Origin of the sequence: Phycobacter azelaicus, assembly GCF_014884385.1 — a bacterium.
Classification (GTDB): Bacteria; Pseudomonadota; Alphaproteobacteria; order Rhodobacterales; family Rhodobacteraceae; genus Phycobacter; species Phycobacter azelaicus.
Window position 1 is genome coordinate 2,800,297 of sequence record NZ_WKFH01000003.1, and the last position, 25,392, is coordinate 2,825,688.

A 25,392-nucleotide genomic window follows, 5' to 3' on the forward strand; every position below is an offset into this window, starting at 1 on the left:
TTAACCCTGTCCGGGTTCCTGCGGGCGTTGCCCCATCATGGTGTCGATCAACAGACTCATCAATTCGGCCCGGTTGGCGCTGCCCGATTTGCGGTAGATCGCATTGAGCTGCGCCTTCACCGTGCCCTCGGCACTGCCGCGCATCTGGGCGATCTCTCCCGTGGTAAGCCCCTTGATGAGGAAAGTCGCCACATCACGTTCGGCGGGTGTCAGGTTCCATGCGGTGAATTCTGCATCGATCACCTCCTGGATAGCGCCCTGGGCGCTGCGCAGGCTGTGTTCCAGGTGGGCCTTGCGCCGCAACAGCCACATCAGGATGCGTCCCTCAACAACGATGGCGGCGATCAGGCCGAAGGTGGCGATGGCTTCGAGAAAGGCGTGGCGGCCCTCGGTTTCCATGGCGTCGGGCATCAGAATGTCCGCCACGATATCGCCTAGGAAGATCGCCGCACAGATGGACTGCACGACGATCAGTGCGATCAGCACAGTGGGTTTGGCCGGATCGGTTCGGGTACTGCTCAAGACCGGGGCTCCGTATCGGGTGTCGGCATCTCCTTGTATCCCGTGATCATCGCACGGGCCAGATTGATCCGCGTACGGCGGCTTTCGAAAATGACCGCGCCCACGTGCAGCACCACAGAGATTTCGGCCCAGATGACCAGTGCCTCGTGCAGCTCTTCCGGCCATTCGGTACTCCAGAACATGTCGGTGGTCATCAGATAGCCGCTCAATCCGATGCCGATGAGGCTAAGCAGCAGGTTGTAAATCATTAGCGCCCCGAGGGGGGAATGGCCCTTCTGGGCATTGGTCCGTCCGGTGGCGATTTCGGTCAGCTGCTCTACCGCGCCCGATGGGCTTGGAGGAAAGCTGGCAAACCGCGCATATCGGGTGCCGAGCAACCCCCAGACCAGCCGGAGGACGACAAGTCCCAGAGCCACATAACCCAAGGTCTCGTGGAGTGACGCATCGGGATCGATGACTAGCGCGTTGAGGAAGAAGAGGATGACAAGCGACCAATGAAACAGCCGCACTAGCGGATCCCAGACATAGTATTGTTGCATGGCAGGCTCCTCCAGTTGAGAAAATGGGGCAGGGCGGCCCGTGCTGCGCCTGCCTGATCGCGCGTCGATGGGATCAGTCTTCCTTGATGCGGATGATCTCCATTTTGTCGTTCATGTAGATTTCCAGTTTCTTGCCGTCCTTGATGGCGTAGGCCTCGTAAAGGCCGTCTTCCTTCTCGATCTTGCGCACCTCGTAGCCCTGTTCGGTGAGGGTGGAGCGGATCTCGGCTTTGACCTCGGCGCTGGGCTTGCCGTCGGAGGCAAAGGCGACGGTGGGAATCATGAGGGCCAGGACGAGGGCTTTAGCGGTACGTGCGAACATATGCGGTCTCCTTTAGGGAAGGGGGACCGCGAAGGAGGCGGATCCCGTGTCGTCAACATCGGAGAGAAAGCAGCGGGTGCGAATAGGCGCGAAGGTGGACGGCACTCGGCTGCAAGCCGTTTATAACTCCGGTTTATGGGTGGCCGGGCTTTAACGCGCATGAAAAAAAGGGCCGCCTCATTCAAAGACGGCCCTCGAGGGGTCCGCACCAGCCAGAAGGCCAGGGCGACGGGGATATAAAGGTGTCAGATAGCCAGGTATTCGGCGCGAAGATCGGCGTTTTCCAGAACCTCCGATGCGGTGCCATCAAATACGATTCCGCCGGTATCCAGGATCACCGCCCGATCGGCGAGTTCCAGCGCGCGCACGGCATTCTGTTCCACCAGGATCGTGGTCATACCCTGTTCCTTGATGTGGATGAGGGTCTTTTCAATCTCATCCACGATCACCGGTGCTAGACCTTCGTAGGGTTCGTCCAGCAAAAGCACCTTGATGTCACGGGCCAGCGCGCGGGCAATGGCAAGCATTTGCTGCTCACCGCCCGAAAGGGTTACGCCCTCTTGCTTGCGCCGTTCGCCAAGGCGGGGGAATAGGTCATACAGGCGCTCGATCGACCAGCCGATGGGCGGGGCGATCTGGGCCAGCTGCAGGTTCTCCTCAACCGTGAGGCCGGGTATGATGCGGCGATCCTCTGGAACCAAGCCCAGACCGGCGGTTGCAGCTTCGTGGCTGGACATCAGGTGCAGGGGCTGGTGATCGAGCCAGATCTCGCCCTGGGTGACCTGCGGATCCCCGATACGCGCGATCGAGCGCAGGGTCGAGGTTTTGCCCGCACCATTGCGGCCCAGCAGGGCGAGGATCTCGCCTTCGTGGACGTTGAAGTTGATGCCCTGCACGATGTAACTCTCGCCATAGTAGGCATGCATGTCCCAGACCGACAGGAAGGCCGGAGCCGTGGTAGCCTGGTTGGCGTTCTTGGAGAAATCCGGTTTGACGTTCATCTGTCTCTCTCCTTATGCGCTTTCGCCCAGATACGCTTCGCGCACCTTGGGATTGCCGCGGATGTTTTCCGGATCGTCCTCGACCAGAGGGGTACCCTGGGCCAGAACGGTGATCCGGTTGGCAAGGCTGAACACCACGTGCATGTCGTGTTCGATGATGGCGATGGTGATATCGCGCTCGTCCGAGATCTGTTTCAGCAGATCGATGGTATTGTTGGTATCGGCCCGCGCCATGCCGGCGGTGGGTTCGTCCAACAGCAACAGGCGCGGCTCCTGGGACAGGCACATGCCGATCTCAAGGCGCCGCTTGTCACCGCGCGACATGGCGGCGGCATGCATGTGCCGCTTGTCCGCCATGTTCATCTCAACCAGCATCTGTTCGGCCTTTTCCAGCACATCCTTCTGCTCCGAGATTGAGCGAATGGCGTTCAGCTCAAACGCGCCGTCCCGTTTCGCAAAGCAGGGGATCAGCATGTTTTCCATCACCGTCAGATCGCCAAAGATCTCTGGTGTTTGGAACACGCGGGAGATGCCCATCTGGTTGATTTCATAAGGCGCACGCCCCAGCACGGACTGACCGTCGAACATCACTGACCCGGTGTCCGGGATCAGCTTGCCGACGAGGCAGTTCAAGAGGGTGGATTTGCCCGCCCCGTTCGGCCCGATAATGGCGTGAACGGAGTTTTCCTTGACGCTGAGGTTCACTTCCGACAGGGCCTGAAGGCCGCCGAACCGCTTACCTACGTTTTTGACTTCGAGGATACCCATTGGTCAGTCTCCTTATTCCGCAGGTTCGGTTTTGCCGTCGGCAGAGGTCTTGCCGGACTTGCGACCCTTGATCCAGGCCGCGATGCGTTGACCACCTTCGACCAGGCCACCGGGCAGGAAGATCACAACCATCATGAACAGAATGCCAAGCGTCAGATGCCAGCCTTTGCCGATGAACGGGTAAAGGATCGCCACGATGAAGTCCTCAAGCCCGTCGGGCAGGAAGGCGAACCATTCGTGCAGAATGGTGGCATTGATCTTCGAGAAGATGTTCTCGAAATACTTGATGAAGCCTGCGCCCAAGACGGGTCCGATCAGGGTGCCGGCACCGCCGAGGATGGTCATCAGGACGACTTCACCGGATGCGGTCCACTGCATACGCTCGGCGCCTGCCAGCGGGTCCATCGAGGCCATCAGTCCACCGGCGAGGCCGGCATACATGCCCGAGATCACAAAAGCCGCAAGTGTATAGGGGCGGGTGTTCAAACCGGTGTAGTTCATCCGCTGCTGGTTCGACTTCACAGCCCGCAGCATCATGCCAAAGGGCGAGCGGAAAATGCGGATGGCCAGGTAGAAAGAGGCGATCAGGACCAGCGCACTGAAGTAGTAGCCGACGTTGAAAGTAAAGGTCCAGCTGCCGATGGCCATGTCAAAGCTGTCGCGCATCTCAAGGCCAAAGAGGCCTGGCACCGGGATGTTGCCTTCCGGCGTCTGGCTTTGACCAAGGATCCGCGGATCGTCCAGCGCCAGTTGCAGGCCGGTTTCCCCGCCGGTGATGGGCGTCAGAACCGAATAGGCTAGGGCGAACATCATCTGCGCAAAGGCCAGCGTCAGGATCGAGAAGTAGATGCCCGAGCGACGCAGGCTGATGAAACCGATCAGCAGCGAGAACAGGCCAGCCACGATCACCGACAGGATGATGGCGGGGATGACGTTCATGCTCAGTAGTTTGAACATCCAGACCGCTGCATAGGAGCCGACCCCCAGAAAGGCCGCATGGCCGAAGGACAGGTAGCCGGTGAGGCCGAAGAGAATGTTGAAGCCGATGGCGAAGATTCCGAAGATCACGAAGCGCTGCATCAGGTCGGGGTAGCCCGCGTTGAACTGTGCCATGGCGCTATCGGCCGGGAACGGGTTCAGGATGAAGGGTGCGAACAGGGTCAGCACCGCCACCGTGATCAGCAGGGTAAGGTCGGATTTTTCCAGTTTACGCATGGTCTTAGTCCTCCATCACGCCTTTACGGCCCATCAGGCCACGCGGACGGGTCAGCAGAATGATGATGGCGACCAGATAGATGATGACCTGGTTGATGCCGGGGATGATGTCGATGACTTCCCGCATGGAGGCAAAGCTTTCCAATACGCCCAGCAGGAAACCGGCGAGGACCGCTCCGGGCAAAGAGCCCATGCCGCCGACAACCACGACGACGAAGGACAGCACGAGGAAGTCCATGCCCATATGGTAGTTGGGAGAGTTGATCGGCGTGTACATGACGCCCGCAAGACCCGCCACGGCGGCGGCGATGCCGAACATGATGGTGAAACGGCGGTCGATGTTGATGCCCAGAAGGCCCACGGTCTCGCGGTCTGCCATACCGGCCCGCACAACCATCCCGAAGGTGGTGAACTGCAGGAAGGCAAAGACGCCACCGATGATCACGGCTGCAAAGGCGAAGTAGATGATCCGCCAGTAGGGGTAGATGATGACATTGGGATCAAAGCCGATCATCGCACCGAAATCGAGCGAGCCCTTAAAGGCCTCGGGTGCCGGGGTCGGGATCGGGTTTGCACCGTAGAAGTATTTGATCACTTCCTGCAGGACGATCGCGAGGCCAAAGGTCACCAGGATCTGGTCCGCATGCGGGCGCTTGTAGAAGTGCTTGATCAGCCCGCGTTCCATGATGACCCCGACCAGGATCATGATCGGGATCGCAAACAGCACCGACAGCGGCACGGCCCAGTCCATGATGGCATCGCCCGCAGACACTCCGAAGATGTCGTGCACATAAGGCACCTCTACCTTCAGCGGGTTGCCGAGAAAGTCTTTCTGGGTTTCGTCGATGATCGTGTGGCTCAGTGTCAGGATACGGCTCAGCGTCACTGCACAGAAGGCACCGATCATGAACAGGGCGCCATGGGCGAAGTTCACAACGCCCAATGTGCCGAAGATAAGTGTAAGCCCCAGCGCAATCAGCGCATAGGCCGAGCCCTTGTCGAGCCCGTTCAGGATTTGAAGGATTATGGCGTCCATTGTCCCACCCTTGGAAAGTGTGAGTGCATAAAGCGAAAAGCCCGTGAAAAGGGCGTCTTTGGGGGAAGTGGTCAAAGAGGGCGGGGGCCGTCATAAATGAGAGCCCGCCGCCCGTTTGTTCACGTTCAGATCAAGGCGCGGATCTTAGGCGCCGTTGTTGCAGGTGCCGAGCGCACCGCCCTGGAACTGCGGGTGGTTCGGATCATAGGTGACCTGGGCCGCCGGGGTGACTTCCACGATCTCCAGAAGGTCGAATTCGGAGGTTGGGTTTTCCTTACCCTTCACAACAAGCACGTCCTTGAAGCACTGGTGGTCGGCGCCACGATAGAGCGTCTTGCCGTTGCCCAGACCGTCGAACTCGAAGTCTTCCAGCGCTTCGGCAACCGCGCAGGGCGCGAAGGAGCCGGCACGCTCGACGGCGTCCGCATAGAGCATGGTCTGCACATAGCAGGTGTGCGCGGCCTGGCTCGGCGGGAAGCCGTATTTGGTGCCAAAGGAACGCACGAAGGCCTTGGAGCCTTCATCCTGCAGCGACCAGTGCCAGTTGGTGGAGCCGAAGATGCCCTTCACGTTGGCGCCCGCACCCTTTGCCATCAGGCGGGAATAGAGCGGAACGATGATCTGGAAGTCCTTGCCGTTGACCTGCTTGTCGCGCAGGCCGAACTGAACCGCGTTGGTCAGCGAGTTCACCATGTTGCCGCCGTAGTGGTTCAGAACCAGCGTGTCGGCGCCGGACTGCAGCACCGGAGCGATATAGGACGAGAAATCGGTCTGCGTCAGCGGGGTTTTCACTGCTGCGACGGTCTCCCAGCCCATGGCTTCGGTCGAGGATTTCACCGCTTCCTCGGTGGTGTAACCCCAGTTGTAGTCCGCAGTCAGGTGATAGGCCTTGCGGTCTGCGCCATAGGCATTTTTCAGCACCGGTGCCAGCGCAGCGCCGGACATGTAGGAGTTGAAGAAATGACGGAACCCGTTGGCGCGCTTGTCCTTGCCGGTGGTGTCGTTGGAGTGGGTCAGACCCGCCATGAAGATCACGCCTGCTTCTTGGCAGAGCGCCTGCACTGCCACGGCCACGCCGGAGGATGAACCGCCGGTGATCATGATGGCGCCATCTTTTTCGATCATCGACTTGGCCGATGCGCGGGCGGCGTCAGATTTGGTCTGCGTGTCGCCGGTGACGTATTTGACTTCCTTGCCCAGGATGCCGTTGCCTTTCAGCGCCTTGGAGCTGAAGGTGTTCATCATGCCGCCGTCGCCGCCGCCGTTGAGGTGCTCAACTGCCAGCTGATAGGCGCGCAGCTCGTCGGCACCTTCGTCGGCATAGGGGCCGGTCTGCGGTACGTTGAAGCCGAGGGTCACGGTGCTGCCGGTCGGCTCGTTTGTATATGCATGTGCGCTCTGCGCGGTGAAGATCGTGGGCAATGCCACGCCGGCACCCATCAGCGCACCAGATTTCAGTACCCCGCGACGCGAGACATCAGATTTGGACATGTAATCCTCCCTTAAGATTTTAACGCCAGGCAGCTCCTCACTTCCGCTCGGCGTTGGCACGGTTCTCGTGCAAAATCAGTATGAGGGCTGCTTGTAAAAACGCGCAATAAATCCTTTGTAATTCAGGCTTATTGTGTAAATAAATGAACAGTATTCCGTGGTGTTCTGTAAATTTTTTTATGCCGCACTGCGGAAAGTGGTTGAAATAGCGCCCTTTTGGGGCAGAGGCCTGCAATGACACGTGATACCCTCACCGGCAGCAGAATTCGTGAGCGCCGCCTCATCCTCGGGATGCGTCAGGCGGAACTGGCGCGGGCGGCGGGCATTTCCGCTTCCTATCTCAATTTGATCGAGCATAACCGCCGCAGAATCGGCGGTAAACTCCTGGTGGACATCGCGCAGGTGCTTGGAGTTGAGCCTTCGATGTTGAGCGAGGGGGCAGAAGCCGCCCTGATTGCAAACTTGCGCGAAGCGGCTGTGGACAGTGGCGTGCCCGTGGTGGAGCTCGACCGGGCCGATGAATTCGCCGGTCGTTTTCCTGGGTGGTCCGAAGTTCTGGCTAGCAGTCACCGCCGCATTGCCACGCTTGAGCGGACCGTTCAGACTCTGTCCGACCGGCTCACGCATGATCCGCATCTGGCTGCCTCGCTGCACGAGGTTCTGTCCACGGCAGCGGCGATCCGTTCGACCGCGTCGATCCTTGCGGAAACCGGTGAACTTGAGGCCGAATGGCGTGACCGGTTCCATAAGAATCTGAATGAGGATTCGCGCCGCCTGGCAGAAAGCAGCCGCGCCCTGGTCAGCTTTCTCGATGAAAGCAATGCGGGTGCGGACCGGCGGGGCGTGCCGCATGAAGAGGCCGAAGCCTATTTCCTGGCGCAGGGGTATCACTTCCCGGCTCTCGAGGAAGGTACGGCCACACCGGAGGAACTGATCGCGGATGCGGCGGATCTGGTTAGCGACTCCGCTCGTCTGATTGCGCGGGGGGCTTTGGAGCAGTACCAGCGTGATGCTCGCTCCTTGCCGCTTGAGCCTTTGAAGGTTGCCATAGGAGAAGAGGGAATAGATCCTGCAGTCTTGGCACGTCGGTTCGGGTGCGATCTGCCGACGGTTCTTCGGCGTCTTGGCCTTTTGCCGTTCGAGATCCTCGGGCAAGAGGCCGGCTTGGTCATCTGTGATGCGTCAGGTTCGATCCTGGTCCGTAAGCCTGTTACGGGTTTTGCTTTGCCGAGGTTTGGCGCTTCCTGCCCTCTTTGGCCCATCTACACGGCGCTGTCACGTCCGCATGTTCCGGTGCGCCGCAATGTGGTTCAGCAGGGGCGTTCGGCGCTGGCCTTTGAGTGTCTGGCCGTCGCCTGGGAGCGGATCACACCGGATTTCGACAGTGATCCCCTTTACCATGCGGTGATGCTGATCCTCCCGCAAAGCGACGTGCCGGAAAGGGCACAGCCGGTGGGGGCAAGCTGCCGGATCTGTCCGCGCCGTGGCTGCCCCGCTCGACGCGAGCCATCTATTCTTAAGGAAGAGTTTTGACAGCCGCCAGCCTCGGGGGCTAGTCTGGCGCGACATCAAAAAATGCGCTGGGGCCAAACAGGTCCAGGGAGCGGCGCTGGGAGGAAAATCTGCCAATGAGCAGACATGTGATTCTAATCGAGGATGAACCGAATATAACCGAGGCGATCCGGTTCCTTCTCACCCGCGACGGCTGGAGCGTAGATGCCCATGCCGACGGTTCGGACGCGGTCGAGGTGATCGAGGCCGCACAGCCGGATCTCGTGATCCTGGACCTGATGCTGCCGGGCAAGAGCGGTCTTGAAATCATCCGCGAGCTGCGCGAAGTCGAAAGTCTGAAGGCGCTGCCAGTGCTGATGCTGACCGCGCGGGGGCAGATGAAGGATCGTGAAATGGCCGAGCGGGCAGGGGTGACCCGTTTCATGACCAAGCCCTTTTCCAATGCGGAGGTGCTGACCGCCGTGCGCGATCTACATGCCCAAGCCAGCCGCCAATGAGCTTCAGCCGTTTCAAAGCAGTTCGTCACGTCTATCGGCATGAGCGAGCACGGATATGGCCATGATCCGCGGGGACGGGGCCGGGCGGCAGGACGAAATAACCGCGCCCTTTGTGGAACGACGCACATATCGCCGTCGTCGTCTCATGGATATCGCCCGCCTGTTGCCAATTCTCGGTGCGGTGCTCTTTGCCATCCCGTTGATGTGGCCTGACCCTGATCCCTATCCTGCGCCCGGCAGTCACGGTGGCATGCGCATGTCCTCGGCCATCACATACGTCTTTCTGGTCTGGGCCGGGTTGATTGCTATCAGCCTTGGATTTGGTGAAGCGGTGCGGCATTGGGCGGCGCATTGGACGGCTGGCGGCCACTCCGAAGCGGACCTTGAGCGGGAGCGCGCGCTGGCTGGCGAGCAAGACCCCGGTCGTCCTTTGGTGGATGCAAAGGACGACTGATGGCCTCGCTCAACGTACTTGCACTGGTCTGCCTGGGCTACGTTGCGTTCCTGTTTTTTATCGCATTCCTGGCCGACAGGATGGCCAGCCGCGGCGTGAGCGCCGCCTGGATGCGATCGCCACTGACCTATACGCTGTCACTGTCGATCTACTGCACGGCATGGACGTTCTACGGCGCAGTCGGCTATGCGGCGAGGTCGGGGCTTGAGTTCGTCACCATCTATCTGGGGCCAACGTTGGTCATGGTGGGCTGGTGGTGGGGCTTGCGCAAGCTGGTCAGGGTGGGGCGCAGCCAGCGGGTGACCTCCATCGCCGACCTTTTGTCAGCCCGATACGGAAAGTCCAATACACTGGCGATCGGCGTTACCGTGCTCGCAGTGATCGGGGTCACGCCTTATATTTCCTTGCAGTTGCAGTCGATTACCCTTTCATTTTCGATCTTTGCCGAAGCAGATCCCCTGCGCAGCCTCAACGAGACGACAACGGTTCTTTGGGTCGCGGTTGGCCTTGCGGTCTTTGCGATCCTCTTCGGGACCCGAAATCTAAATGCAAACGAGCGCCATCACGGAGTGGTGACGGCCATCGCGCTTGAGGCGGTAGTGAAACTGGTTGCTCTTTTGGCAGTCGGGATCTTCGTGGTCTGGGGTATTGCTGGCGGAGTGTCTGAGACCTTTGCGCGTATCGATGCGTCGCGCATCGGTCAGTGGCAGGTCGACGGAGGTCGCTGGGCAACGATCACTTTCCTGTCGGCGGCGGCCTTTGTCTGTCTTCCACGGATGTTTCAAGTGATGGTGGTGGAGAACGAGGACGAGCGTCACCTGCGCGTCGCGGCCTGGGCCTTTCCGCTGTATCTTATGCTGATGTCGCTATTTGTGGTGCCGATTGCGGCCATCGGCCTTGAGCTGCTGCCGGAGGGGTCTAACCCGGATCTCTTCGTCCTGACCTTGCCGCTGGCGCAAGGCCAGCAGGGGTTGGCGATGCTGTCGTTCCTGGGTGGGTTTTCTTCGGCGACCTCAATGGCGATCGTCGCGGCCATGGCGCTGTCGACCATGGTGTCGAACCATATCGTGACGCCGATCTGGCTGCGCACGCAAGGGCCGGGCGCCTCGGTGTCGGGAGATGTGCGCAACGTTGTGCTGTTCACGCGGCGGATCACGATCGCGGTCATCATGCTCCTTGGCTATTTCTACTACAAGCTGTCGGGCGGGGGCGCTGCGCTTGCAGCCATCGGTCTGATTTCATTCGCCGGGGTGGCGCAGATTTTGCCAGCCCTGGTTGGGGGCCTGTTCTGGCGCGGCGCAACCCGGATCGGCGCTCTTGCGGGAATCAGCACGGGCTTTGCCATCTGGCTTTATACGATGTTGCTGCCCACTTTGGGCGGAGGGGTTCTTCCTGATAGTGTCTTGGCCAATGGTCTGTTCGGCCTTTCATGGCTCCGCCCGCATGCGCTTTTTGGGATTGAGGCGCTGGATCCCACTGTGCATGCGGTCATCTGGTCCATGAGCCTGAATGCCGTTGTCTTCTGCGCAGTGTCTCTTGCCAGCTTTCCCAGCCCGATAGAGCGCTTGCAGGGGGCTCAGTTTGTCAATGTATTCGATCATTCGTCCGGTCCGCGTGGCTGGACAGGCTCCTTTGCGCAAAGCGAGGATCTTATGGTCATGTCCCAGAGGATCCTGGGCGCGACCGAGGCGCAGGCATTTTTCCAGCGCGAACTGGCTAGGCAAGGTGGGCGCGGCAGCCTGCCAGAGCCCACTCCGGAGTTTCTCGAGCGGCTCGAGCGAGAGCTCAGCGCTTCGATCGGGGCGGCTGCGGCCCATGCGATGATCGGGCAGATCGTTGGGGGATCCTCTGTTTCTGTTGAAGATCTCCTGGCTGTTGCCGATGAGACCGCGCAGATGCTGGAGTATTCCAGCCGTCTTGAGATGCAATCGGCCGAACTTTCGCGTACTGCCCGCAAGTTGCAGGAAACAAACGAAAAGCTCACGCAGATCTCCGAGCAGAAAGACGCTTTTCTAAGCCAGGTCAGCCATGAATTGCGCACGCCGATGACCTCGATCCGAGCGTTTTCCGAAATTCTCAGGGACGATGATACCCTCGATCAGGAGGGCAAGTCGCGCTACGCAAGTATTATCCACGACGAGGCTTTGCGCCTGACACGTCTACTCAACGATCTTCTCGATCTGAGTGTTTTGGAAAGCGGTCAGGTGAGCCTCAACATGACCGAGGGCACTTTGCAGGAAGTGCTGGATCATGCGGTGTCCACGGCCGTTGCTGGATTTGACAGGCCAATCCGGGTCTTTCGCGATACTGCGGATGAGGCCGTTGAGATCCGTTCGGATCTGGACCGATTGGCGCAGGTCTTTATCAACTTGATCGCGAATGCACAGAAATACTGCGATGCGGAAAACCCGGAGCTATCGATCAGTGTCTCTCGTCAGGATGAAGTGCTGATCATCGATTTCGTCGACAACGGCAGTGGCATCTCGCCTGAGTTCCAGCAGATGATTTTCGAGAAATTCTCGAGGGTTAGCCCAGAGCGTGCAGGAGGAGCGGGGCTTGGGCTGGCGATTTGCCGCGAGATTATTCAGCGACTGGACGGGGATATTTCCTATCTGTCTGGGCGTCTTGGCGGTGCCTTCCGCGTGACGCTGCCTTTGGTGAGCGAAAATGCCGCTTTAGGCTGATAACCCGCTTCGAAATAAAGGTATTGGTAACCCTATGCGGTCTAAAACAGAGACAAGAGGCGGCAAGGTTTCAGGTTCAGTACGTATGTCCGATACGACAACTCAGGATTCGGCAGGCAGCAAGGCGGGGGTTCTTGCGCGCAAGCTGGCGGCGACCAAGGAAGGGTCAGGAACTCTGAAGAGTTCTTTGACACTCAAGGCGCTGCGCAGATCTTTGGCACGTTCGGCGGCTGACCTGTGTGACCTTCCCTTGGCTGTATTGGCTGCGCGTCAGGCCAACCGCACTCCTGAGGAGCTACCCGAGCACCTTTCTGACACGCATTTGCTGGTGGTTCTTGATGGGCCCAACGGCCGGATTGGGGCGGCAACGCTGGATGCTGCGCTGGTCACCGCGCTGATCCAAAAACAGACCATCGGGCAGGTCATGGGTAAGGCGCCGTCCGAACGGCACTATACGCCAACTGACGCTGCGATGACTGCGGAATTCCTGGAAACTGCCCTAAAAAAGGTCGTGGCGATGCTCGAAGGGCAGTCCGATCAAGCGATTTTCTCCGGTTATCGCTTCGGTGCCCAGGTCGAAGACGTGCGCAGCCTTGCTCTGGGTCTTGAAGCCGAAGACTACCGCGTGCTGTCTATGACGGTTGACCTGGCCATCGGTGCGATGCAGGGGGAGCTGAACCTGATCCTGCCTGAGCCAACGCCCGAAGAGCTGGGCCATGGCGGTGCATCAGGGCCGTCGCTTGGGCGCAACATGGGCGCGATGCGCGCTGAACTTTCTGCGGTTTTGTGCAAGATGCGTGTGCCCGCGAACGAATTCACGGGTCTCAAGGTGGGCGATGTTCTGCCTCTGGATCAGGCGTTTTTGTATGAGACGGATCTTTTGGCCGTCGGTGGACAATCCATCGCTCAGGGTCGGCTGGGACAGTTGAATGGATCGCGCGCTGTGCGCCTCAATCAGCCGCGCACCAAATTGGTCGGAGACATGGACGCGGGCGACATGGCCTTCTCTGATGGTGTGGGTGCAGATGCATTGCCGACCCCTGATGACATGCCGACCATCGACCTTGGCATTGCAGCCGAGGATCTGCAGGATCCGCTGGACAATAGTTTTGGCGGCGGACTGGACGGCGATTTTGACACGGGCGGTCTGGGCGAAATGGGCGGTGGCCTTGGTGGTGATCTTGGCGGTGACCTTGGTGGCGATCTGGGCGGTGACCTTGGTGCCGGTCTGGGTGGTGATCTTGGAGGCGATCTTGGCGGTGACCTGTCAGAAGGCTTGGGCGACTTGCCGGCGCTTCCCGAAGCCAATCTCGACGGGTTTGATCCTGACGATGCCGCGGCTGAAATATCCAAGCTTGCGGGTCTTGGTTCAGGCTAGGTCGCTAAGAATGCCTTCTTGGATGTCTTGGCCGACTGCGGCGCAGCCCGGGCGATTAAGATGTCTCAAAGAATACAAAAAGATAAGACCCCGGCCAAAATGTGCCGGGGTCTTTGTCTTTGTGAGTGGTGGTGGGTGTTCTAAATTAGGTCTGAACGATAGTTGGTGTCAGCCAGAGGCCGCTTCAAGAGCCGGGCGCAATCCGTCGAGCGCGTAACCGGCTGCAGCGGTCTTGGCCAGCACTTCGTCAGCGCCGAGGTCCTTGGCTTGGCCCAGGGCCCAGACGACGGAAGAACGGGTGCCAGAGGCGCAGTAGGCCAGAACCTGACCATCTGCTCCCTCGTAAAGCGCGCGTTGGCGTGCAACGTTTTCAGGCGTCATGGTCTGATGCGTCAGCGGCAGCTGCTCAAATTGCAGTCCTGCGGCTTCGGCGGCAGCCCGGATCGTTTCGGCCTGGTGGCTTGGTGGTACTTCTTCGTCGGGGCGGTTGCAGATCACCAGCTTGAAACCGGCTTCTGCGATTGCGGGAATGTCTTCGACCGAAATCTGCGGCGAGACGGCGTAGCGGGGGGTGATGTCACGAGCTTGCATGGCAGTCCTTTACGCCTTTGCTGCGAGGCGGTCCAGTTGTGTGCCGACCGGAGCGGAAATCAGCATGCCTGCGGACATGGCCGCCAGGAACAGAACGCCTTCCCAGCCGTTATAGGTCAGAGATGCGAGAGCCGGTCCAGGACACAATCCAGCTAGGCCCCAGCCCATACCGAACAGCACGGAGCCGGTGACAAGCCGGTGGTCCAGTTCCGGACGCGCTGTAGGGAAATCGCCGCCGACCAGCGGTTTGCGACCATGGGTCAAACGCCAAGCAAAGAACATCGGGATGACCGCACCGCCCATCACGAAGGCCAGCGTGGGATCCCAGTCGCCAAAGACATCAAGCCAGCCCTGCACCTTGGTGGTGTCAGTCATGCCCGAGATGAACAATCCGCCGCCAAAGAGGCTGCCCGCGACAAGAGAAAGGAAAAGACGCATCAGATCAGCCCCAGTACATGACGGAAGATGGCAAGTGTCAGGCCACCCGCCAGGATGTAAAAGACGGTCGCAACGATGCCGCGCAGCGAAAAGCGGGAGATGCCGCAAACGCCGTGGCCTGAGGTGCAGCCATTGGCGATGCGGGTGCCAACGCCGACCAGCAGGCCTGCAGCAATGATCACCCAGATGTTAGAGGTCATGTGGGTGTCGATCTCGACATTATAAATCGGCCAGAGGATCAGTGGCGTTACGATGACGCCAACCAGAAAGGCAACCCGTTCCCAAAGGCTGTTCCAGCCGCTGCCATCGATCAGGCCTCCGAAAATGCCGCTCGCGCCCATGACGCGGCCATTTCCCAAAAGATAGACGGCACCGCCAAGGCCGATTGTTGCGCCCCCAACGAGGCCCCAGATCCAGTCTGTTTCCATGTTTCGCGTTTCCTTGATGAGGGGCGCTGCGTCTTCAACGTGCTTGCAGCACCCGGTCAGTGTCCAAGGCAGGGCACCCACCCCAATGGGCGCCCTGCTTTGGGAGTTAGATCTTGTTCACGGGAAGCTTGAGGAAGACATCCCCTTGCTCGTCCGGTTCCGGCATCTGGCCGGCACGCATGTTGACCTGCAGCGATGGCAGGATCAGGCGCGGCATGCCGAGCGTTGCATCGCGGGCATCGCGCATGGAGACGAAGTCTTCGATGCTTTTGCCTTGGCCGATGTGGATGTTGAGCGCTTTCTGCTCTCCGACCGTGGTTTCCCAGGCATACTCGTCACGACCGGGTGCCTTGTAGTCGTGACCGACAAAGATCCGCGTTTCTTCTGGCAGAGCGAGAATCTTTTGGATCGACTGGAACAGCGTTTCGGAAGAGCCCCCCGGGAAATCGCAGCGTGCGGTGCCGAAATCGGGCATAAACAGCGTATCGCCCACGAAGGCCGCGTCGCCGATGACATAGGTCAGGCAGGCAGGCGTGTGGCCAGGGGTATGCAGCACCTCTCCGCGCAGCTGTCCGATCATGAAGGTATCACCTTCCTTGAACAGCTGGTCGAACTGGCTGCCGTCACGCTGGAACTCGGTGCCTTCGTTGAAGACCTTGCCAAAGGTGTCCTGGACGATGGTGATATTCTCTCCGATACCAATCTTGCCGCCCAGACGCTCTTGGAGGTAGGGGGCTGCTGACAGGTGGTCCGCATGGACGTGGCTTTCCAGGATCCACTCGGTCTTGAGTTCTTCAGCTTCAACCCAGGCTATGATTTCATCGGCAGAGCTGGTGTCAGTCCGGCCTGAGGCATGATCAAAATCCAGAACCGAATCGATAATGGCGCAGGCACTGCCATTGAGATCGCGGACAACGTAGGAAACGGTGTTTGTGGCTTCGTCGAAGAAGGCTTTGACGATTGGATTCATATTGGGACACTCCCTTGCGTTTCAGCATACATATATAGAAATCGGAATGTGTTTCAACCCTTCTCGAGACATTCCTGAAAATTTCCATGTGGCGCTGGTGGAATGGTTGACCCAGTGTAGCAGGCCAAGAGGCAGATGTTCTGCCGGAATCTGCGCAAATGCAAAGGCTTGTGCCTGCTTGGTGAGCAAAAACTTCGGAAAAAACGTCTTCCACACGCGCATCCGGCGGCTTGGCAGCGTCTGAAGCTTTATTTCTGTTTCATTTCCTTGGCAGACTGGGGGCACTCAAGGGAGGAGTGAGAATGACGAGAACCAACCTAACGGAGACGGCGTTGCGGCTTGAAAAGGAAATTCGCGACGCTTCTGGATCAGCGCGCGCGAAACGCATCGACGAATTCCTCTCGGTGATGTCGCGCCTGCGCCGCAGCGGCGAGGAGATCTCTGCAAAGCTCCGTAGAGTGGAATACGCTATGGCCGAAGAAGCGACCGAGGATCGCTTCGATAATATGCCGGTTTAAGCAAAGGCACTTGAGCGCGTGGCCATGATGCGTGGCCACGCCACGTCAACTGAGCCTGTGTTCAGTATGGATTCAGGACAGGAAGATCCCGACCATTACCAGCATCAGTCCAATCACTGAAAGAAACAAAGCGCCCAGGTTGTATGGCAGGACCGACTGCACCACGGCCCGCAAGGCGTCGTCATCCAGTTTCTGACGTCGCGCCTTGGCGACGCGCAGGATACACCAGACCAGTCCGAAGAGACCGGCAACGGAAAGGGTCGCACCGACCCAGACGAGGATTTCGAACATGCCTGTCTCCCGCTGTTGACTGAAGCTGCGGGTAAAGGATCGGTCCTGGGTATGCAAGAGGGCTGGCTCAGATCAGCTGTGCGTAAATCGCAGCCTTTTGGGGCGTTGCAGCCTTTCCCCGCTTGCAGTGATCTGGCGGGGCAGCTAATCCCTTTTATCGACTGTTTTGATATGCCTTGCTGACGGAGCCGGAAATGGATCTGACCGAAGACGAAAAAAGCGAAAACTACCGTGTGACCGCCGGAGAGCTGCGCCAGTTTATCGAGCGTTTCGAGCGTCTGGACGCCGAAAAGAAAGATATTGCCGACCAGCAGAAAGAGGTAATGGCCGAAGCCAAGGCGCGCGGCTATGACACCAAGGTCATGCGCAAAGTGATTGCCCTGCGCAAGCGCGACAAGGACGACATCGCCGAGGAAGAGGCGGTCCTGGACATGTATAAAGAGGCGCTTGGCATGTAAGCCGCTGCTGGCAGCCTGCTTTTGACTTCTTGCGCCGCGTCTTCCGATTTGGGGGGCGCGGCCTTTTTACGTTACGCGCCAGTTGTCGGAGCAAATGCGCCAGAGACTCATCTCTTTAGGTATGAAATTTTAAGCTTGAAGTAATTGGCGTTCTGTCCGATATTGACGTCAGTAGCGCAATACAACCGTCCAAGGAGGCAGATCATGCCCGCAATCAACGTGCATCCCGAAGGCTGGAAGCCGGCCAAGGGCTATGCCAATGGCATGGTCGCCGAGGGCAAGATTCTCTTTGTCGGGGGGCAGATCGGCTGGACAGCGGATCAGGTCTTCGAAGCTCATGACTTCATCGGCCAGATGAGCCAGGCCCTGCGAAACATTCTGGATGTCGTGACAACGGCAGGCGGGCAGGCGAGCGACATCACGCGTCTCACCTGGTATGTGACCGACAAGGCAGAGTATCTGGCGCATCAGGGGGAGGTGGGCAAAGCCTACCGTGATGTCATGGGATACCATTTCCCGGCCATGACGATGGTGGTGGTTTCCGCTCTGGTCGAGGATGAGGCCAAGGTCGAGATCGAAGCGACAGCGGTCCTTCCGACATAATCCCATGCGATAGCTGTCCGCGGTAGAGGGCCCGGTGAAAGCGATTGGACATCCAAGCTGGGCGCCCCATGTCTGAACCTATCAGATGGAGGGCTCTCAATGCGGATCAATGCAGATTTCACGAAACGTGTCGCCGTGCACTATGAGGACACCCCTTGGGTGCCCAGCCCCGCCGCTGGGGTGGAGCGCAAGATGCTGGATCGGATCGGGGAGGAGGTTGCCCGTGCAACCTCAATCGTTCGTTTTGCACCCGGCTCTGCTTTCAAGGCCCATACCCATGATGGCGGAGAGGAATACATCGTCCTTGATGGTGTGTTCCAGGACGAGGAAGGCGATTTTCCGGTCGGTTCCTATGTGCGCAACCCGCCGACTTCGCGCCATACCCCGGCCGCGCTGAATGGCGCGACGATCCTGGTCAAACTGCACCAGTTCGACCCGGACGATCGCAAGACCGTACAGATCGACACGAACGGGCATGACGGGCTGCCTTTGTTCCGGGACCAGCACGAGGATGTGCAGCTGGCGACTTGGCGTCCGGATGAGGCGGTTTCATTCGTGGCGCAAGGTGGCGCTGAGGTGTTCGTACTTGAAGGCAGCTACACGGAAAATGGTGAGGTTTTTTCTCGCTGGGATTGGTTGCGTCTGCCGCCGGGGGCGCATTTTGAGGCAAAAGCAGGCCCGGATGGCGCGCGTGTTTGGATGAAGACCGGACACCTCGCGCAAATGCTGAATTTCTAGGCAGCCATTTTTTATGTTTAAAATCAGTGATTTGTCGGTCGCTCTTGCGGGGCGACTGATTTTTTTTGGCGCATCAAAAATTTTACCAGTTGATAAAAAAACAATCTGTGGCAGTCTGACTCGCAGAAAAAAGAACAGTCAGGGAGACACCCAATGGCGAGTAGCCATCAGGCATCCGGCATCCAGGCGGGACGTTTGTCCGCCCCCGAGATCGCCGAGAATTTCGGGGATCTGCATGCCCCTTACGATCAGCACGAGGCCGCCGTGGCCGCAGATCGTTGCTATTTCTGCTATGATGCGCCGTGCATGACGGCCTGTCCCACGTCGATCGACATCCCGCAATTCATCCGCGAGATTCAGGCCGGGCATCCGATTTCGGCAGCCAAAACGATCCTCGATCAGAACATCCTGGGTGGTATGTGCGCCCGTGTCTGCCCGACTGAGACCCTGTGCGAAGAGGTCTGCGTGCGGGAGACCGCAGAGGGCAAGCCGGTCGAGATTGGCCGCCTGCAGCGCTATGCCACCGACACGCTGATGGCCCGAGGAGTGCATCCCTTTACCCGCGCCGAAGCGACGGGCAAGCGCGTGGCGGTTGTTGGCGCAGGGCCTGCGGGTCTGGCGGCGGCGCACCGCTTGGCGATGCTGGGCCATGATGTCACCGTCTACGATAGCAAGGACAAGGCTGGCGGTCTCAACGAGTTTGGTATTGCCGCTTACAAGTCCACCAATGATTTTGCCGCGCGAGAAGTAGAGTGGCTGCTGCAAATCGGGGGCATTTCAATGGAGTACGGCAAGAAGCTCGGGGCTGAGCTTTCGCTTGATGCGCTGAAGGGGGACTTTGACGCCGTCTTCCTGTCGATTGGTCTTGGCGGAGTCAACGCGCTGCGTTGCGAAGGTGAAGACAAGGATGGCGTGCGCGATGCGGTTGATTTCATCGCTGACCTGCGCCAGGCCGAGGATCTGACAAAGCTGCCTGTCGGGCGCAACGTCGTCGTGATCGGTGGCGGCATGACCGCTGTGGATGCGGCTGTACAGTCCAAGCTTCTGGGCGCCGAGAATGTGACCATCGCCTATCGCCGTGGCCGCGAGGCCATGGGCGCCAGCCGGTTCGAGCAGGATCTGGCGGCCTCCAAAGGCGTCAAGCTGATGTTCAACGTCATGCCCAAGGCCATCCACGGCAATGGCGCAGCAGCCGAAATTGAGCTGGAGTACACCGAGGTCAAGGATGGTCGTGTCAGTGGCACCGGTGAGACGGTTCGCCTTGTGGCGGATCAGGTCTTCAAGGCCATCGGTCAGACCCTCGAAGGCCAGCCCGGGGGGCTTGAGATCGAGGGCGGCAAGATCAAGGTCTCAGAAACCGGGCGCACCTCGGTCGCCGGGGTCTGGGCCGGGGGCGACTGTGCCTCGGGCGGCGAGGACCTGACCGTGACCGCCGTGGCCGAGGGCCGCGATGCCGCAATGGACATTCATTCCAGCCTGATGGGCTAAGCCAGCCCGGCCTCCCGCCCAAGGGAGGTCAGGCGAGCATGAAAAGGAACAGATAAATGGCTGATCTGACAACTGAATTTCTGGGGATCAAATCTCCGAACCCGTTCTGGCTGGCCTCGGCCCCGCCCACGGACAAGGAATACAACGTGCGCCGCGCCTTCGAGGCCGGATGGGGCGGTGTCGTCTGGAAGACGCTCGGCTCGGAAGGCCCGCCCGTGGTCAACGTCAACGGGCCGCGTTACGGCGCGATCTGGGGCGCGGACCGTCGCCTGTTGGGCCTCAACAACATCGAGCTGATCACCGACCGCAGCCTCGAGACCAATCTTGAGGAAATCACCCGCGTCAAGAAGGACTACCCGGATCGCGCGGTGATCGTCTCGATCATGGTGCCTTGCGAAGAAGAGGCCTGGAAGGCGATCCTGCCCAAGGTGGAGGCCACCGGCGCCGACGGGATCGAGCTGAACTTTGGCTGCCCGCACGGCATGGCGGAGCGTGGCATGGGCTCTGCCGTAGGGCAGGTGCCAGAGTACATCCAGATGGTCACGGAATGGTGCAAGAAATACTATTCCAAGCCCGTGATCGTGAAGCTGACCCCGAACATCACCGATGTGCGCTTCCCGGCCCGTGCGGCCAAGGCGGGCGGCGGCGATGCGGTCAGCCTGATCAACACCATCAACTCCATCGTATCGGTCGATCTCGACAACATGGCACCCGAGCCGACCATCGGTGGCAAGGGCACCCACGGTGGCTATTGCGGCCCGGCGGTGAAGCCGATTGCCATGAACATGGTGGCCGAAATTGCCCGCGACCCGCAGACCCATGGCCTGCCGATCTCTGCGATCGGCGGCGTGACCACTTGGAAGGATGCGGCGGAATTCATGGCGCTTGGCGCGGGCAATGTGCAGGTCTGCACCGCGGCGATGACCTATGGTTTCAATGTCGTGAAAGAGATGATCTCGGGCCTGTCCAACTGGATGGACGAAAAAGGCTACACATCGACCCAGGACTTCATCGGCATGGCGGTTCCGAATGTCACCGACTGGCAGTATCTGGATCTAAATTATGTCGCCAAGGCAAAGATCAACCAGGATGACTGCATCAAGTGTGGTCGTTGCTATGCCGCCTGCGAAGACACCTCTCATCAGGCCATCGCCATGAGCGAGGATCGCACCTTTACGGTGAAAGACGAAGAATGCGTGGCCTGCAACCTGTGCGTCAACGTCTGTCCGGTCGAAGGCTGCATCACCATGGAAGAGGTACCCGCAGGCCAAGTGGATCTGCGTACCGGCAAGGTGGTTTCCGGCGAATATGCCAACTGGACCACCCATCCGAACAATCCATCTGCGACGGCAGCTGAGTAAGCTTCGCAGCGCAAGGTATTAATAAAAGGTAAAAAAAGGCGCTCCGGATTGGGGTGCCTTTTCTGTGTAGATGGAATGAAACTCAGGTGGGGGTCAGCATCCGTCGATAGAAGGTTTCAAGAAACTCAGGCGCTGCGTCGAAAGGGTCTTCGTCCCCCATCAGCGTGCGCACCTGCACATCAAAATCCGCATAGTGCTGGGTCAGAGACCAGATTGAGAAAATCAGGTGTTTGGGGTGACTTGGCTTGAGTTTTCCCGCGTTCATCCAGCCCTCAATCACAGCGGCTTTTTCGCCGACGAGGTCTTTCAGATCTGTCGAAAGCGCCTCCAGCATCCGGGGCGCGCCTTGCACGATTTCATTGGCAAACAGGCGACTTTCGCGGGGGAAATCTTGGCTCATCTGAAGTTTGCGCTGCACGTAGGCGAGCATTTCCTCGAGAGGCTCTCCCTCAGGGTCGAGCGCGCGCAGGGGATCTAGCCAGGTATCCAGGAGTTCTGACAATAGCGCTGTGAAAATGGCTTCTTTCGAGGGAAAGTAATAGAGCAGATTTGGCTTTGAGAGCCCCGCTTCACTGGCGATTTGATCGACCGTTGCCCCGCGAAACCCGTGCGCGGAAAACACTTCCAGAGCAGCCTCCAGAATGGCGGCGCGATTCTTTTTTTGAATGCGAGTCGGGGATCTGTCCTTGGGCATGAGGTCGTTTTATGTCCTTGACTGTCGCGGCGTTTGCAGAACGCCTGTATTTCACACATTTCACCTGTAAACCAAGCGTTTTCGCTGCCTACATGTCGCAATTTCTTGACTGACTGTACTCGCATGGTAGCTTGACTTTGACCAGTTGGTCAAATCCGGTCCTGCATCGAAAAGCGTGGACGGAGGTACGGGTTTGGGTCAACGCTTCAAAGCCACCAATAGGGCGCAAAGCCCAAAAAATAACCTGCAACATGTGCGGGATGAACAGGAAGGAAGCTGCGATGACGTCGCTTGGACAGAATTTAAAGATCAACGGCGATCGGCTGTGGGACAGTCTCATGGACATGGCCAAGATCGGCCCGGGCGTTGCGGGCGGGAACAATCGCCAGACGCTGACGGATGAGGATGCTGAGGGGCGCGCCCTGTTCCAGAAATGGTGCGAGGATGCAGGCTGCACCATGGGCCTGGATCAGATGGGCAATATGTTTGCCCGTCGCGAAGGCACCGACCCCGATGCTTTGCCAGTCTACGTGGGCTCGCACCTTGATACACAGCCCACCGGGGGCAAATACGACGGGGTCCTCGGGGTACTGGGCGGTCTGGAGTTAATTCGCTCGCTCAACGACATGAATATCAAGACAAAACACCCCATCGTTGTGACCAACTTCACCAATGAGGAAGGCACGCGCTATGCGCCCGCCATGCTGTCATCGGGGGTGTTTGCAGGCATACACACGCAAGAGTGGGCTTACGATCGGGTGGACGCCGAAGGCAAGAAATTCGGCGATGAGCTGAAGCGGATCGGCTGGCGCGGTGACGAGGAGGTCGGGGCCCGCAAGATGCATGCCTTCTTTGAGCTTCACATTGAGCAGGGTCCGATCCTTGAGGCCGAGGGCAAGGATATCGGGGTTGTCACGCACGGTCAGGGCCTCAGCTGGACGCAAGTTACCATCACCGGCAAGGATGCCCATACTGGATCGACCCCGATGCCGATGCGCCGCAATGCGGGGCTCGCAATGGCGCGCATTCTGGATGCTGTGGATGAAATCGCCTGGTCCCATGCGCCGCATGCGGTCGGGGCGGCGGGACATATCGATGTCTATCCAAATTCGCGCAACGTGATCCCCGGTAAGGTGGTCTTCACCGTCGATTTCCGCAGCCCCGAGCTCGACGTGATCGAGGACATGGAGAACCGCCTGCGTGAAAAGGGGCAGGAGATCGCCGATGCCATGGGCATGGAGATTGAATTCGAAAAGGTCGGTGGCTTTGACCCGGTGAAATTCGATGATGCTTGCGTTACAGCGGTGCGCAGCGCGGCCGAGCGGCTGGGTTATTCGCATCTCGACATCATTTCCGGTGCCGGCCATGATGCGTGCTGGATCAACCGAGTGGCACCGACCGCCATGGTTATGTGCCCCTGTGTCGACGGGCTAAGCCACAATGAAGCCGAAGAGATTAGCAAGGAATGGGCCGAATCCGGGGCAAATGTCCTGTTCCATGCCGTCGTCGAAACAGCTGAAATCGTTGAATAAGCCGATGGAAGTCTCTGCCCTTCAGGAGCTAGTGATCCGGTGATTGGATCCGGCCTCTCCATCCCCGATCGGATCACACATCTGATTGAGACGGAGATGGCAGAATTCAACGTAACCAGCGAGGTTTCGCTTGCGATCCTTCAGGCCTTTCGCGCAGCCCTTTGTGAACCCGAGGAAGTCACCGTGAATTTCTCGGGCGGGCTGACACAAGAGTGCTGGGCCGTCACGCGGGCCAATGGCGACTACAGGGTCATATATTTGCCTCTGGCAGGGTACTTCTCTCTTTGCGTCGAATCCGTTTTCGGGCCGTTGGATATCGGCGTACATGGACATGCAATCGGCTGTTTCAGCTCCGTCTGATCCAAGCTGAAATAAAGAAAAAACAGGGAGTTAATAGATATGAGTAAAGTCATCAAGAACGGCACGATCGTCACGGCTGATCTCACCTACAAAGCGGATGTTCTGATCGAAGGCGGCGTTATCACAGAGATCGGTGCAAACCTCAAAGGGGATGAGGAACTTGATGCCACCGGCTGCTATGTGATGCCGGGTGGGATCGACCCGCATACCCACCTCGAGATGCCCTTCATGGGCACCTATTCCTCGGATGATTTCGAAAGCGGCACCCGCGCGGGCCTTGCGGGCGGCACCACCATGGTCGTCGACTTTGCCCTGCCCAATCCGGGCGAAAGCCTGCTGGATGCGCTAAAACGTTGGGACAACAAATCCACCCGCGCCAACTGCGACTACTCCTTCCACATGGCCGTAACCTGGTGGGGGGAGCAGGTCTTTGACGACATGAAGACCGTGATCGAAACCCGCGGTATCAACACGTTCAAGCACTTCATGGCGTATAAAGGCGCGCTTATGGTCAATGACGATGAGCTCTACGCCAGCTTCCAGCGCCTGTCGGAACTTGGCGGTATTGCCATGGTGCACGCAGAAAACGGTGATGTGGTCGCGGAACTCAGCGCCAAACTCCTGGCCGAGGGCAACAATGGCCCCGAGGCGCATGCCTATTCCCGCCCGCCGCAGGTGGAAGGCGAGGCCACCAACCGCGCCATCATGATTGCCGATATGGCGGGCGTGCCGCTTTACGTGGTGCATACCTCCTGCGAGGAAAGCCACGAGGCGATCCGCCGGGCCCGCATGCAGGGCAAGCGTGTCTGGGGCGAACCGCTGATCCAGCACCTGACCCTGGATGAAAGCGAATACTTCAACCAGGATTGGGACCATGCCGCGCGCCGCGTGATGTCGCCTCCCTTCCGGAACAAGCAGCACCAGAACAGTCTGTGGAATGGCCTTCAGTCTGGCTCCCTGTCGGTTGTGGCGACGGATCACTGCGCCTTTACCACCGATCAGAAACGCTATGGCGTGGGCGACTTCACCAAGATCCCCAACGGGACAGGTGGCCTTGAGGACCGCATGCCGATGCTCTGGACGCATGGTGTGAACACCGGCCGACTGACACCAAACGAGTTCGTTGCAGTCACTTCAACAAACATTGCCAAGATCTTGAATTGCTATCCGAAAAAAGGTGCAGTCCTGGTGGGCGCCGATGCTGATCTCGTGGTCTGGGATCCGGAGAAGAGCAAGACCATTTCGGCTTCCTCGCAGCAGTCCTCGATCGATTACAACGTTTTTGAAGGGCATGATGTCAAAGGCCTGCCGCGCTTCACACTGACCCGAGGCCATGTGGCGGTGCATGACGGTGAAATCCGCACCCAGGAAGGCCATGGTAAATTTGTCGAACGTGAGGCAAATACCACCGTGAACAAGGCGCTTTCGACCTGGAAGGAACTGACCGCCCCCCGCCCGGTGGAGCGGACCGGCATTCCGGCAACCGGCGTGTAATCTGGCGAT

At 59.0% G+C, this 25,392-nt stretch carries 28 protein-coding genes; 14 read left to right on the plus strand and 14 right to left on the minus strand.

Annotated features, from left to right (window positions below; translation table 11 throughout):
• The 8 genes from INS80_RS14555 to INS80_RS14590 all read right to left on the minus strand — a co-directional run bounded on the left by INS80_RS14555 (nt 1) and on the right by INS80_RS14590 (nt 6,894).
• On the minus strand, nt 1-522 hold the full coding sequence (locus INS80_RS14555; RefSeq protein ID WP_192966321.1) for a helix-turn-helix transcriptional regulator: 522 nt from the start codon (nt 520-522) through the stop codon (nt 1-3).
• The gene (locus INS80_RS14560; RefSeq protein ID WP_192966322.1) at nt 519-1,061 is read right to left on the minus strand and encodes a cytochrome b/b6 domain-containing protein; all 543 of its coding nucleotides are present in this window, start codon (nt 1,059-1,061) and stop codon (nt 519-521) included. Before INS80_RS14560 ends, INS80_RS14555 begins: the two co-directional genes overlap by 4 nt.
• Before the next feature lie 73 nt (nt 1,062-1,134).
• Complete coding sequence (locus tag INS80_RS14565) at nt 1,135-1,383, minus strand: PepSY domain-containing protein (protein ID WP_192966323.1); 249 nt, start codon at nt 1,381-1,383, stop codon at nt 1,135-1,137.
• A gap of 245 nt (nt 1,384-1,628) precedes the next feature.
• Nucleotides 1,629-2,384, minus strand: a complete 756-nt coding sequence (locus tag INS80_RS14570) for an ABC transporter ATP-binding protein (RefSeq protein ID WP_192966324.1) — start codon at nt 2,382-2,384, stop codon at nt 1,629-1,631.
• 12 nt (nt 2,385-2,396) lie between these two features.
• Complete coding sequence (locus INS80_RS14575; RefSeq protein ID WP_192966325.1) at nt 2,397-3,152, minus strand: ABC transporter ATP-binding protein; 756 nt, start codon at nt 3,150-3,152, stop codon at nt 2,397-2,399.
• Nucleotides 3,153-3,164: 12 nt separating this feature from the next.
• Complete coding sequence (locus INS80_RS14580) at nt 3,165-4,367, minus strand: branched-chain amino acid ABC transporter permease (RefSeq protein WP_192966326.1); 1,203 nt, start codon at nt 4,365-4,367, stop codon at nt 3,165-3,167.
• Nucleotides 4,368-4,371: 4 nt separating this feature from the next.
• Nucleotides 4,372-5,403, minus strand: a complete 1,032-nt coding sequence (locus INS80_RS14585) for a branched-chain amino acid ABC transporter permease (protein WP_192966327.1) — start codon at nt 5,401-5,403, stop codon at nt 4,372-4,374.
• A gap of 144 nt (nt 5,404-5,547) precedes the next feature.
• Nucleotides 5,548-6,894, minus strand: coding sequence for a substrate-binding protein (locus INS80_RS14590; protein WP_192966328.1), 1,347 nt, complete (start codon nt 6,892-6,894; stop codon nt 5,548-5,550).
• A gap of 234 nt (nt 6,895-7,128) precedes the next feature.
• Here INS80_RS14590 and INS80_RS14595 point away from each other — a divergent pair, with 234 nt between their 5' ends.
• The 5 genes from INS80_RS14595 (at nt 7,129) to INS80_RS14615 (ending at nt 13,419) form a co-directional block, all read left to right on the plus strand.
• Nucleotides 7,129-8,427 carry a helix-turn-helix transcriptional regulator gene (locus tag INS80_RS14595; protein WP_192966329.1) on the plus strand — a complete coding sequence of 433 codons (1,299 nt, stop codon included), beginning with the start codon at nt 7,129-7,131 and terminating at the stop codon, nt 8,425-8,427.
• A gap of 95 nt (nt 8,428-8,522) precedes the next feature.
• Entirely contained in the window at nt 8,523-8,903 is a 381-nt protein-coding gene (locus INS80_RS14600) for a response regulator transcription factor (protein WP_192966330.1), read from the plus strand.
• A 55-nt stretch (nt 8,904-8,958) separates the two neighbouring features.
• Nucleotides 8,959-9,357 (plus strand): hypothetical protein, encoded by a 399-nt coding sequence (locus tag INS80_RS14605; protein ID WP_226892633.1) that lies wholly within the window; start codon nt 8,959-8,961, stop codon nt 9,355-9,357.
• Entirely contained in the window at nt 9,357-12,041 is a 2,685-nt protein-coding gene (locus tag INS80_RS14610) for a sensor histidine kinase (RefSeq protein ID WP_192966331.1), read from the plus strand. The genes INS80_RS14605 and INS80_RS14610 overlap by 1 nt, the downstream gene beginning before the upstream one ends.
• A gap of 85 nt (nt 12,042-12,126) precedes the next feature.
• Entirely contained in the window at nt 12,127-13,419 is a 1,293-nt protein-coding gene (locus tag INS80_RS14615) for a FliM/FliN family flagellar motor switch protein (protein ID WP_192966332.1), read from the plus strand.
• A gap of 168 nt (nt 13,420-13,587) precedes the next feature.
• On the opposite strand, the gene INS80_RS14620 is transcribed toward INS80_RS14615, so the two are convergent.
• The 4 genes from INS80_RS14620 to INS80_RS14635 all read right to left on the minus strand — a co-directional run bounded on the left by INS80_RS14620 (nt 13,588) and on the right by INS80_RS14635 (nt 15,846).
• Nucleotides 13,588-14,010, minus strand: coding sequence for a protein tyrosine phosphatase family protein (locus tag INS80_RS14620; RefSeq protein ID WP_192966333.1), 423 nt, complete (start codon nt 14,008-14,010; stop codon nt 13,588-13,590).
• 9 nt (nt 14,011-14,019) lie between these two features.
• The gene (locus INS80_RS14625) at nt 14,020-14,448 is read right to left on the minus strand and encodes a DUF6691 family protein (protein WP_192966334.1); all 429 of its coding nucleotides are present in this window, start codon (nt 14,446-14,448) and stop codon (nt 14,020-14,022) included.
• Nucleotides 14,448-14,876, minus strand: a complete 429-nt coding sequence (locus tag INS80_RS14630; RefSeq protein ID WP_192966335.1) for a YeeE/YedE family protein — start codon at nt 14,874-14,876, stop codon at nt 14,448-14,450. The genes INS80_RS14625 and INS80_RS14630 overlap by 1 nt, the downstream gene beginning before the upstream one ends.
• A gap of 106 nt (nt 14,877-14,982) precedes the next feature.
• The gene (locus tag INS80_RS14635) at nt 14,983-15,846 is read right to left on the minus strand and encodes an MBL fold metallo-hydrolase (protein WP_192966336.1); all 864 of its coding nucleotides are present in this window, start codon (nt 15,844-15,846) and stop codon (nt 14,983-14,985) included.
• Nucleotides 15,847-16,148: 302 nt separating this feature from the next.
• Between INS80_RS14635 and INS80_RS14640 the strand changes: the two genes are divergently transcribed.
• Nucleotides 16,149-16,364 (plus strand): hypothetical protein, encoded by a 216-nt coding sequence (locus INS80_RS14640; RefSeq protein WP_192966337.1) that lies wholly within the window; start codon nt 16,149-16,151, stop codon nt 16,362-16,364.
• Nucleotides 16,365-16,436: 72 nt separating this feature from the next.
• Here INS80_RS14640 and INS80_RS14645 read toward each other — a convergent pair whose 3' ends face one another.
• Nucleotides 16,437-16,655, minus strand: coding sequence for a hypothetical protein (locus INS80_RS14645; protein ID WP_192966338.1), 219 nt, complete (start codon nt 16,653-16,655; stop codon nt 16,437-16,439).
• Nucleotides 16,656-16,849: 194 nt separating this feature from the next.
• Here INS80_RS14645 and INS80_RS14650 point away from each other — a divergent pair, with 194 nt between their 5' ends.
• From INS80_RS14650 to preA, 5 genes are all read left to right on the plus strand, one after another.
• Nucleotides 16,850-17,113 (plus strand): DUF2312 domain-containing protein, encoded by a 264-nt coding sequence (locus tag INS80_RS14650; protein ID WP_192966339.1) that lies wholly within the window; start codon nt 16,850-16,852, stop codon nt 17,111-17,113.
• Between the two features lie 204 nt (nt 17,114-17,317).
• Complete coding sequence (locus tag INS80_RS14655) at nt 17,318-17,716, plus strand: RidA family protein (protein ID WP_192966340.1); 399 nt, start codon at nt 17,318-17,320, stop codon at nt 17,714-17,716.
• Nucleotides 17,717-17,815: 99 nt separating this feature from the next.
• Nucleotides 17,816-18,454 (plus strand): cupin domain-containing protein, encoded by a 639-nt coding sequence (locus tag INS80_RS14660; protein WP_192966341.1) that lies wholly within the window; start codon nt 17,816-17,818, stop codon nt 18,452-18,454.
• Nucleotides 18,455-18,607: 153 nt separating this feature from the next.
• Nucleotides 18,608-19,942: an NAD(P)-dependent oxidoreductase gene (locus tag INS80_RS14665; RefSeq protein WP_192966342.1), complete on the plus strand. Its 1,335-nt coding sequence runs from the start codon at nt 18,608-18,610 to the stop codon at nt 19,940-19,942.
• 56 nt (nt 19,943-19,998) lie between these two features.
• Nucleotides 19,999-21,303, plus strand: coding sequence for an NAD-dependent dihydropyrimidine dehydrogenase subunit PreA (preA, locus tag INS80_RS14670; protein WP_192966343.1), 1,305 nt, complete (start codon nt 19,999-20,001; stop codon nt 21,301-21,303).
• Nucleotides 21,304-21,385: 82 nt separating this feature from the next.
• Here the strand turns inward: preA and INS80_RS14675 are convergent, their stop codons facing one another.
• On the minus strand, nt 21,386-21,997 hold the full coding sequence (locus INS80_RS14675; protein ID WP_192966344.1) for a TetR family transcriptional regulator C-terminal domain-containing protein: 612 nt from the start codon (nt 21,995-21,997) through the stop codon (nt 21,386-21,388).
• A 281-nt stretch (nt 21,998-22,278) separates the two neighbouring features.
• Here INS80_RS14675 and INS80_RS14680 point away from each other — a divergent pair, with 281 nt between their 5' ends.
• From INS80_RS14680 to hydA, 3 genes are all read left to right on the plus strand, one after another.
• Entirely contained in the window at nt 22,279-23,529 is a 1,251-nt protein-coding gene (locus tag INS80_RS14680; RefSeq protein WP_192966345.1) for a Zn-dependent hydrolase, read from the plus strand.
• A gap of 96 nt (nt 23,530-23,625) precedes the next feature.
• Entirely contained in the window at nt 23,626-23,889 is a 264-nt protein-coding gene (locus INS80_RS14685) for a hypothetical protein (protein WP_192966346.1), read from the plus strand.
• A 39-nt stretch (nt 23,890-23,928) separates the two neighbouring features.
• Nucleotides 23,929-25,383: a dihydropyrimidinase gene (gene hydA, locus INS80_RS14690; protein ID WP_192966347.1), complete on the plus strand. Its 1,455-nt coding sequence runs from the start codon at nt 23,929-23,931 to the stop codon at nt 25,381-25,383.
• Nucleotides 25,384-25,392 lie beyond the last annotated feature (9 nt).

Bases quoted from the DNA above. Each gene is read 5' to 3' on its own strand.
- INS80_RS14595 (WP_192966329.1), top strand. From the start codon at position 7,129: ATGACACGTGATACCCTCACCGGCAGCAGAATTCGTGAGCGCCGCCTC.
- INS80_RS14615 (WP_192966332.1), top strand. From the start codon at position 12,127: ATGTCCGATACGACAACTCAGGATTCGGCAGGCAGCAAGGCGGGGGTT.
- INS80_RS14665 (WP_192966342.1), top strand. From the start codon at position 18,608: ATGGCGAGTAGCCATCAGGCATCCGGCATCCAGGCGGGACGTTTGTCC.
- INS80_RS14630 (WP_192966335.1), bottom strand. From the start codon at position 14,876: ATGGAAACAGACTGGATCTGGGGCCTCGTTGGGGGCGCAACAATCGGC.
- INS80_RS14565 (WP_192966323.1), bottom strand. From the start codon at position 1,383: ATGTTCGCACGTACCGCTAAAGCCCTCGTCCTGGCCCTCATGATTCCC.
- INS80_RS14645 (WP_192966338.1), bottom strand. From the start codon at position 16,655: ATGTTCGAAATCCTCGTCTGGGTCGGTGCGACCCTTTCCGTTGCCGGT.
- hydA (WP_192966347.1), top strand. From the start codon at position 23,929: ATGAGTAAAGTCATCAAGAACGGCACGATCGTCACGGCTGATCTCACC.
- preA (WP_192966343.1), top strand. From the start codon at position 19,999: ATGGCTGATCTGACAACTGAATTTCTGGGGATCAAATCTCCGAACCCG.
- INS80_RS14660 (WP_192966341.1), top strand. From the start codon at position 17,816: ATGCGGATCAATGCAGATTTCACGAAACGTGTCGCCGTGCACTATGAG.
- INS80_RS14585 (WP_192966327.1), bottom strand. From the start codon at position 5,403: ATGGACGCCATAATCCTTCAAATCCTGAACGGGCTCGACAAGGGCTCG.
- INS80_RS14600 (WP_192966330.1), top strand. From the start codon at position 8,523: ATGAGCAGACATGTGATTCTAATCGAGGATGAACCGAATATAACCGAG.
- INS80_RS14675 (WP_192966344.1), bottom strand. From the start codon at position 21,997: ATGCCCAAGGACAGATCCCCGACTCGCATTCAAAAAAAGAATCGCGCC.
- INS80_RS14680 (WP_192966345.1), top strand. From the start codon at position 22,279: ATGACGTCGCTTGGACAGAATTTAAAGATCAACGGCGATCGGCTGTGG.
- INS80_RS14605 (WP_226892633.1), top strand. From the start codon at position 8,959: ATGGCCATGATCCGCGGGGACGGGGCCGGGCGGCAGGACGAAATAACC.
- INS80_RS14570 (WP_192966324.1), bottom strand. From the start codon at position 2,384: ATGAACGTCAAACCGGATTTCTCCAAGAACGCCAACCAGGCTACCACG.
- INS80_RS14590 (WP_192966328.1), bottom strand. From the start codon at position 6,894: ATGTCCAAATCTGATGTCTCGCGTCGCGGGGTACTGAAATCTGGTGCG.
- INS80_RS14560 (WP_192966322.1), bottom strand. From the start codon at position 1,061: ATGCAACAATACTATGTCTGGGATCCGCTAGTGCGGCTGTTTCATTGG.
- INS80_RS14620 (WP_192966333.1), bottom strand. From the start codon at position 14,010: ATGCAAGCTCGTGACATCACCCCCCGCTACGCCGTCTCGCCGCAGATT.
- INS80_RS14640 (WP_192966337.1), top strand. From the start codon at position 16,149: ATGACGAGAACCAACCTAACGGAGACGGCGTTGCGGCTTGAAAAGGAA.
- INS80_RS14655 (WP_192966340.1), top strand. From the start codon at position 17,318: ATGCCCGCAATCAACGTGCATCCCGAAGGCTGGAAGCCGGCCAAGGGC.
- INS80_RS14625 (WP_192966334.1), bottom strand. From the start codon at position 14,448: ATGCGTCTTTTCCTTTCTCTTGTCGCGGGCAGCCTCTTTGGCGGCGGA.
- INS80_RS14580 (WP_192966326.1), bottom strand. From the start codon at position 4,367: ATGCGTAAACTGGAAAAATCCGACCTTACCCTGCTGATCACGGTGGCG.
- INS80_RS14650 (WP_192966339.1), top strand. From the start codon at position 16,850: ATGGATCTGACCGAAGACGAAAAAAGCGAAAACTACCGTGTGACCGCC.
- INS80_RS14635 (WP_192966336.1), bottom strand. From the start codon at position 15,846: ATGAATCCAATCGTCAAAGCCTTCTTCGACGAAGCCACAAACACCGTT.
- INS80_RS14575 (WP_192966325.1), bottom strand. From the start codon at position 3,152: ATGGGTATCCTCGAAGTCAAAAACGTAGGTAAGCGGTTCGGCGGCCTT.
- INS80_RS14685 (WP_192966346.1), top strand. From the start codon at position 23,626: ATGGCAGAATTCAACGTAACCAGCGAGGTTTCGCTTGCGATCCTTCAG.
- INS80_RS14610 (WP_192966331.1), top strand. From the start codon at position 9,357: ATGGCCTCGCTCAACGTACTTGCACTGGTCTGCCTGGGCTACGTTGCG.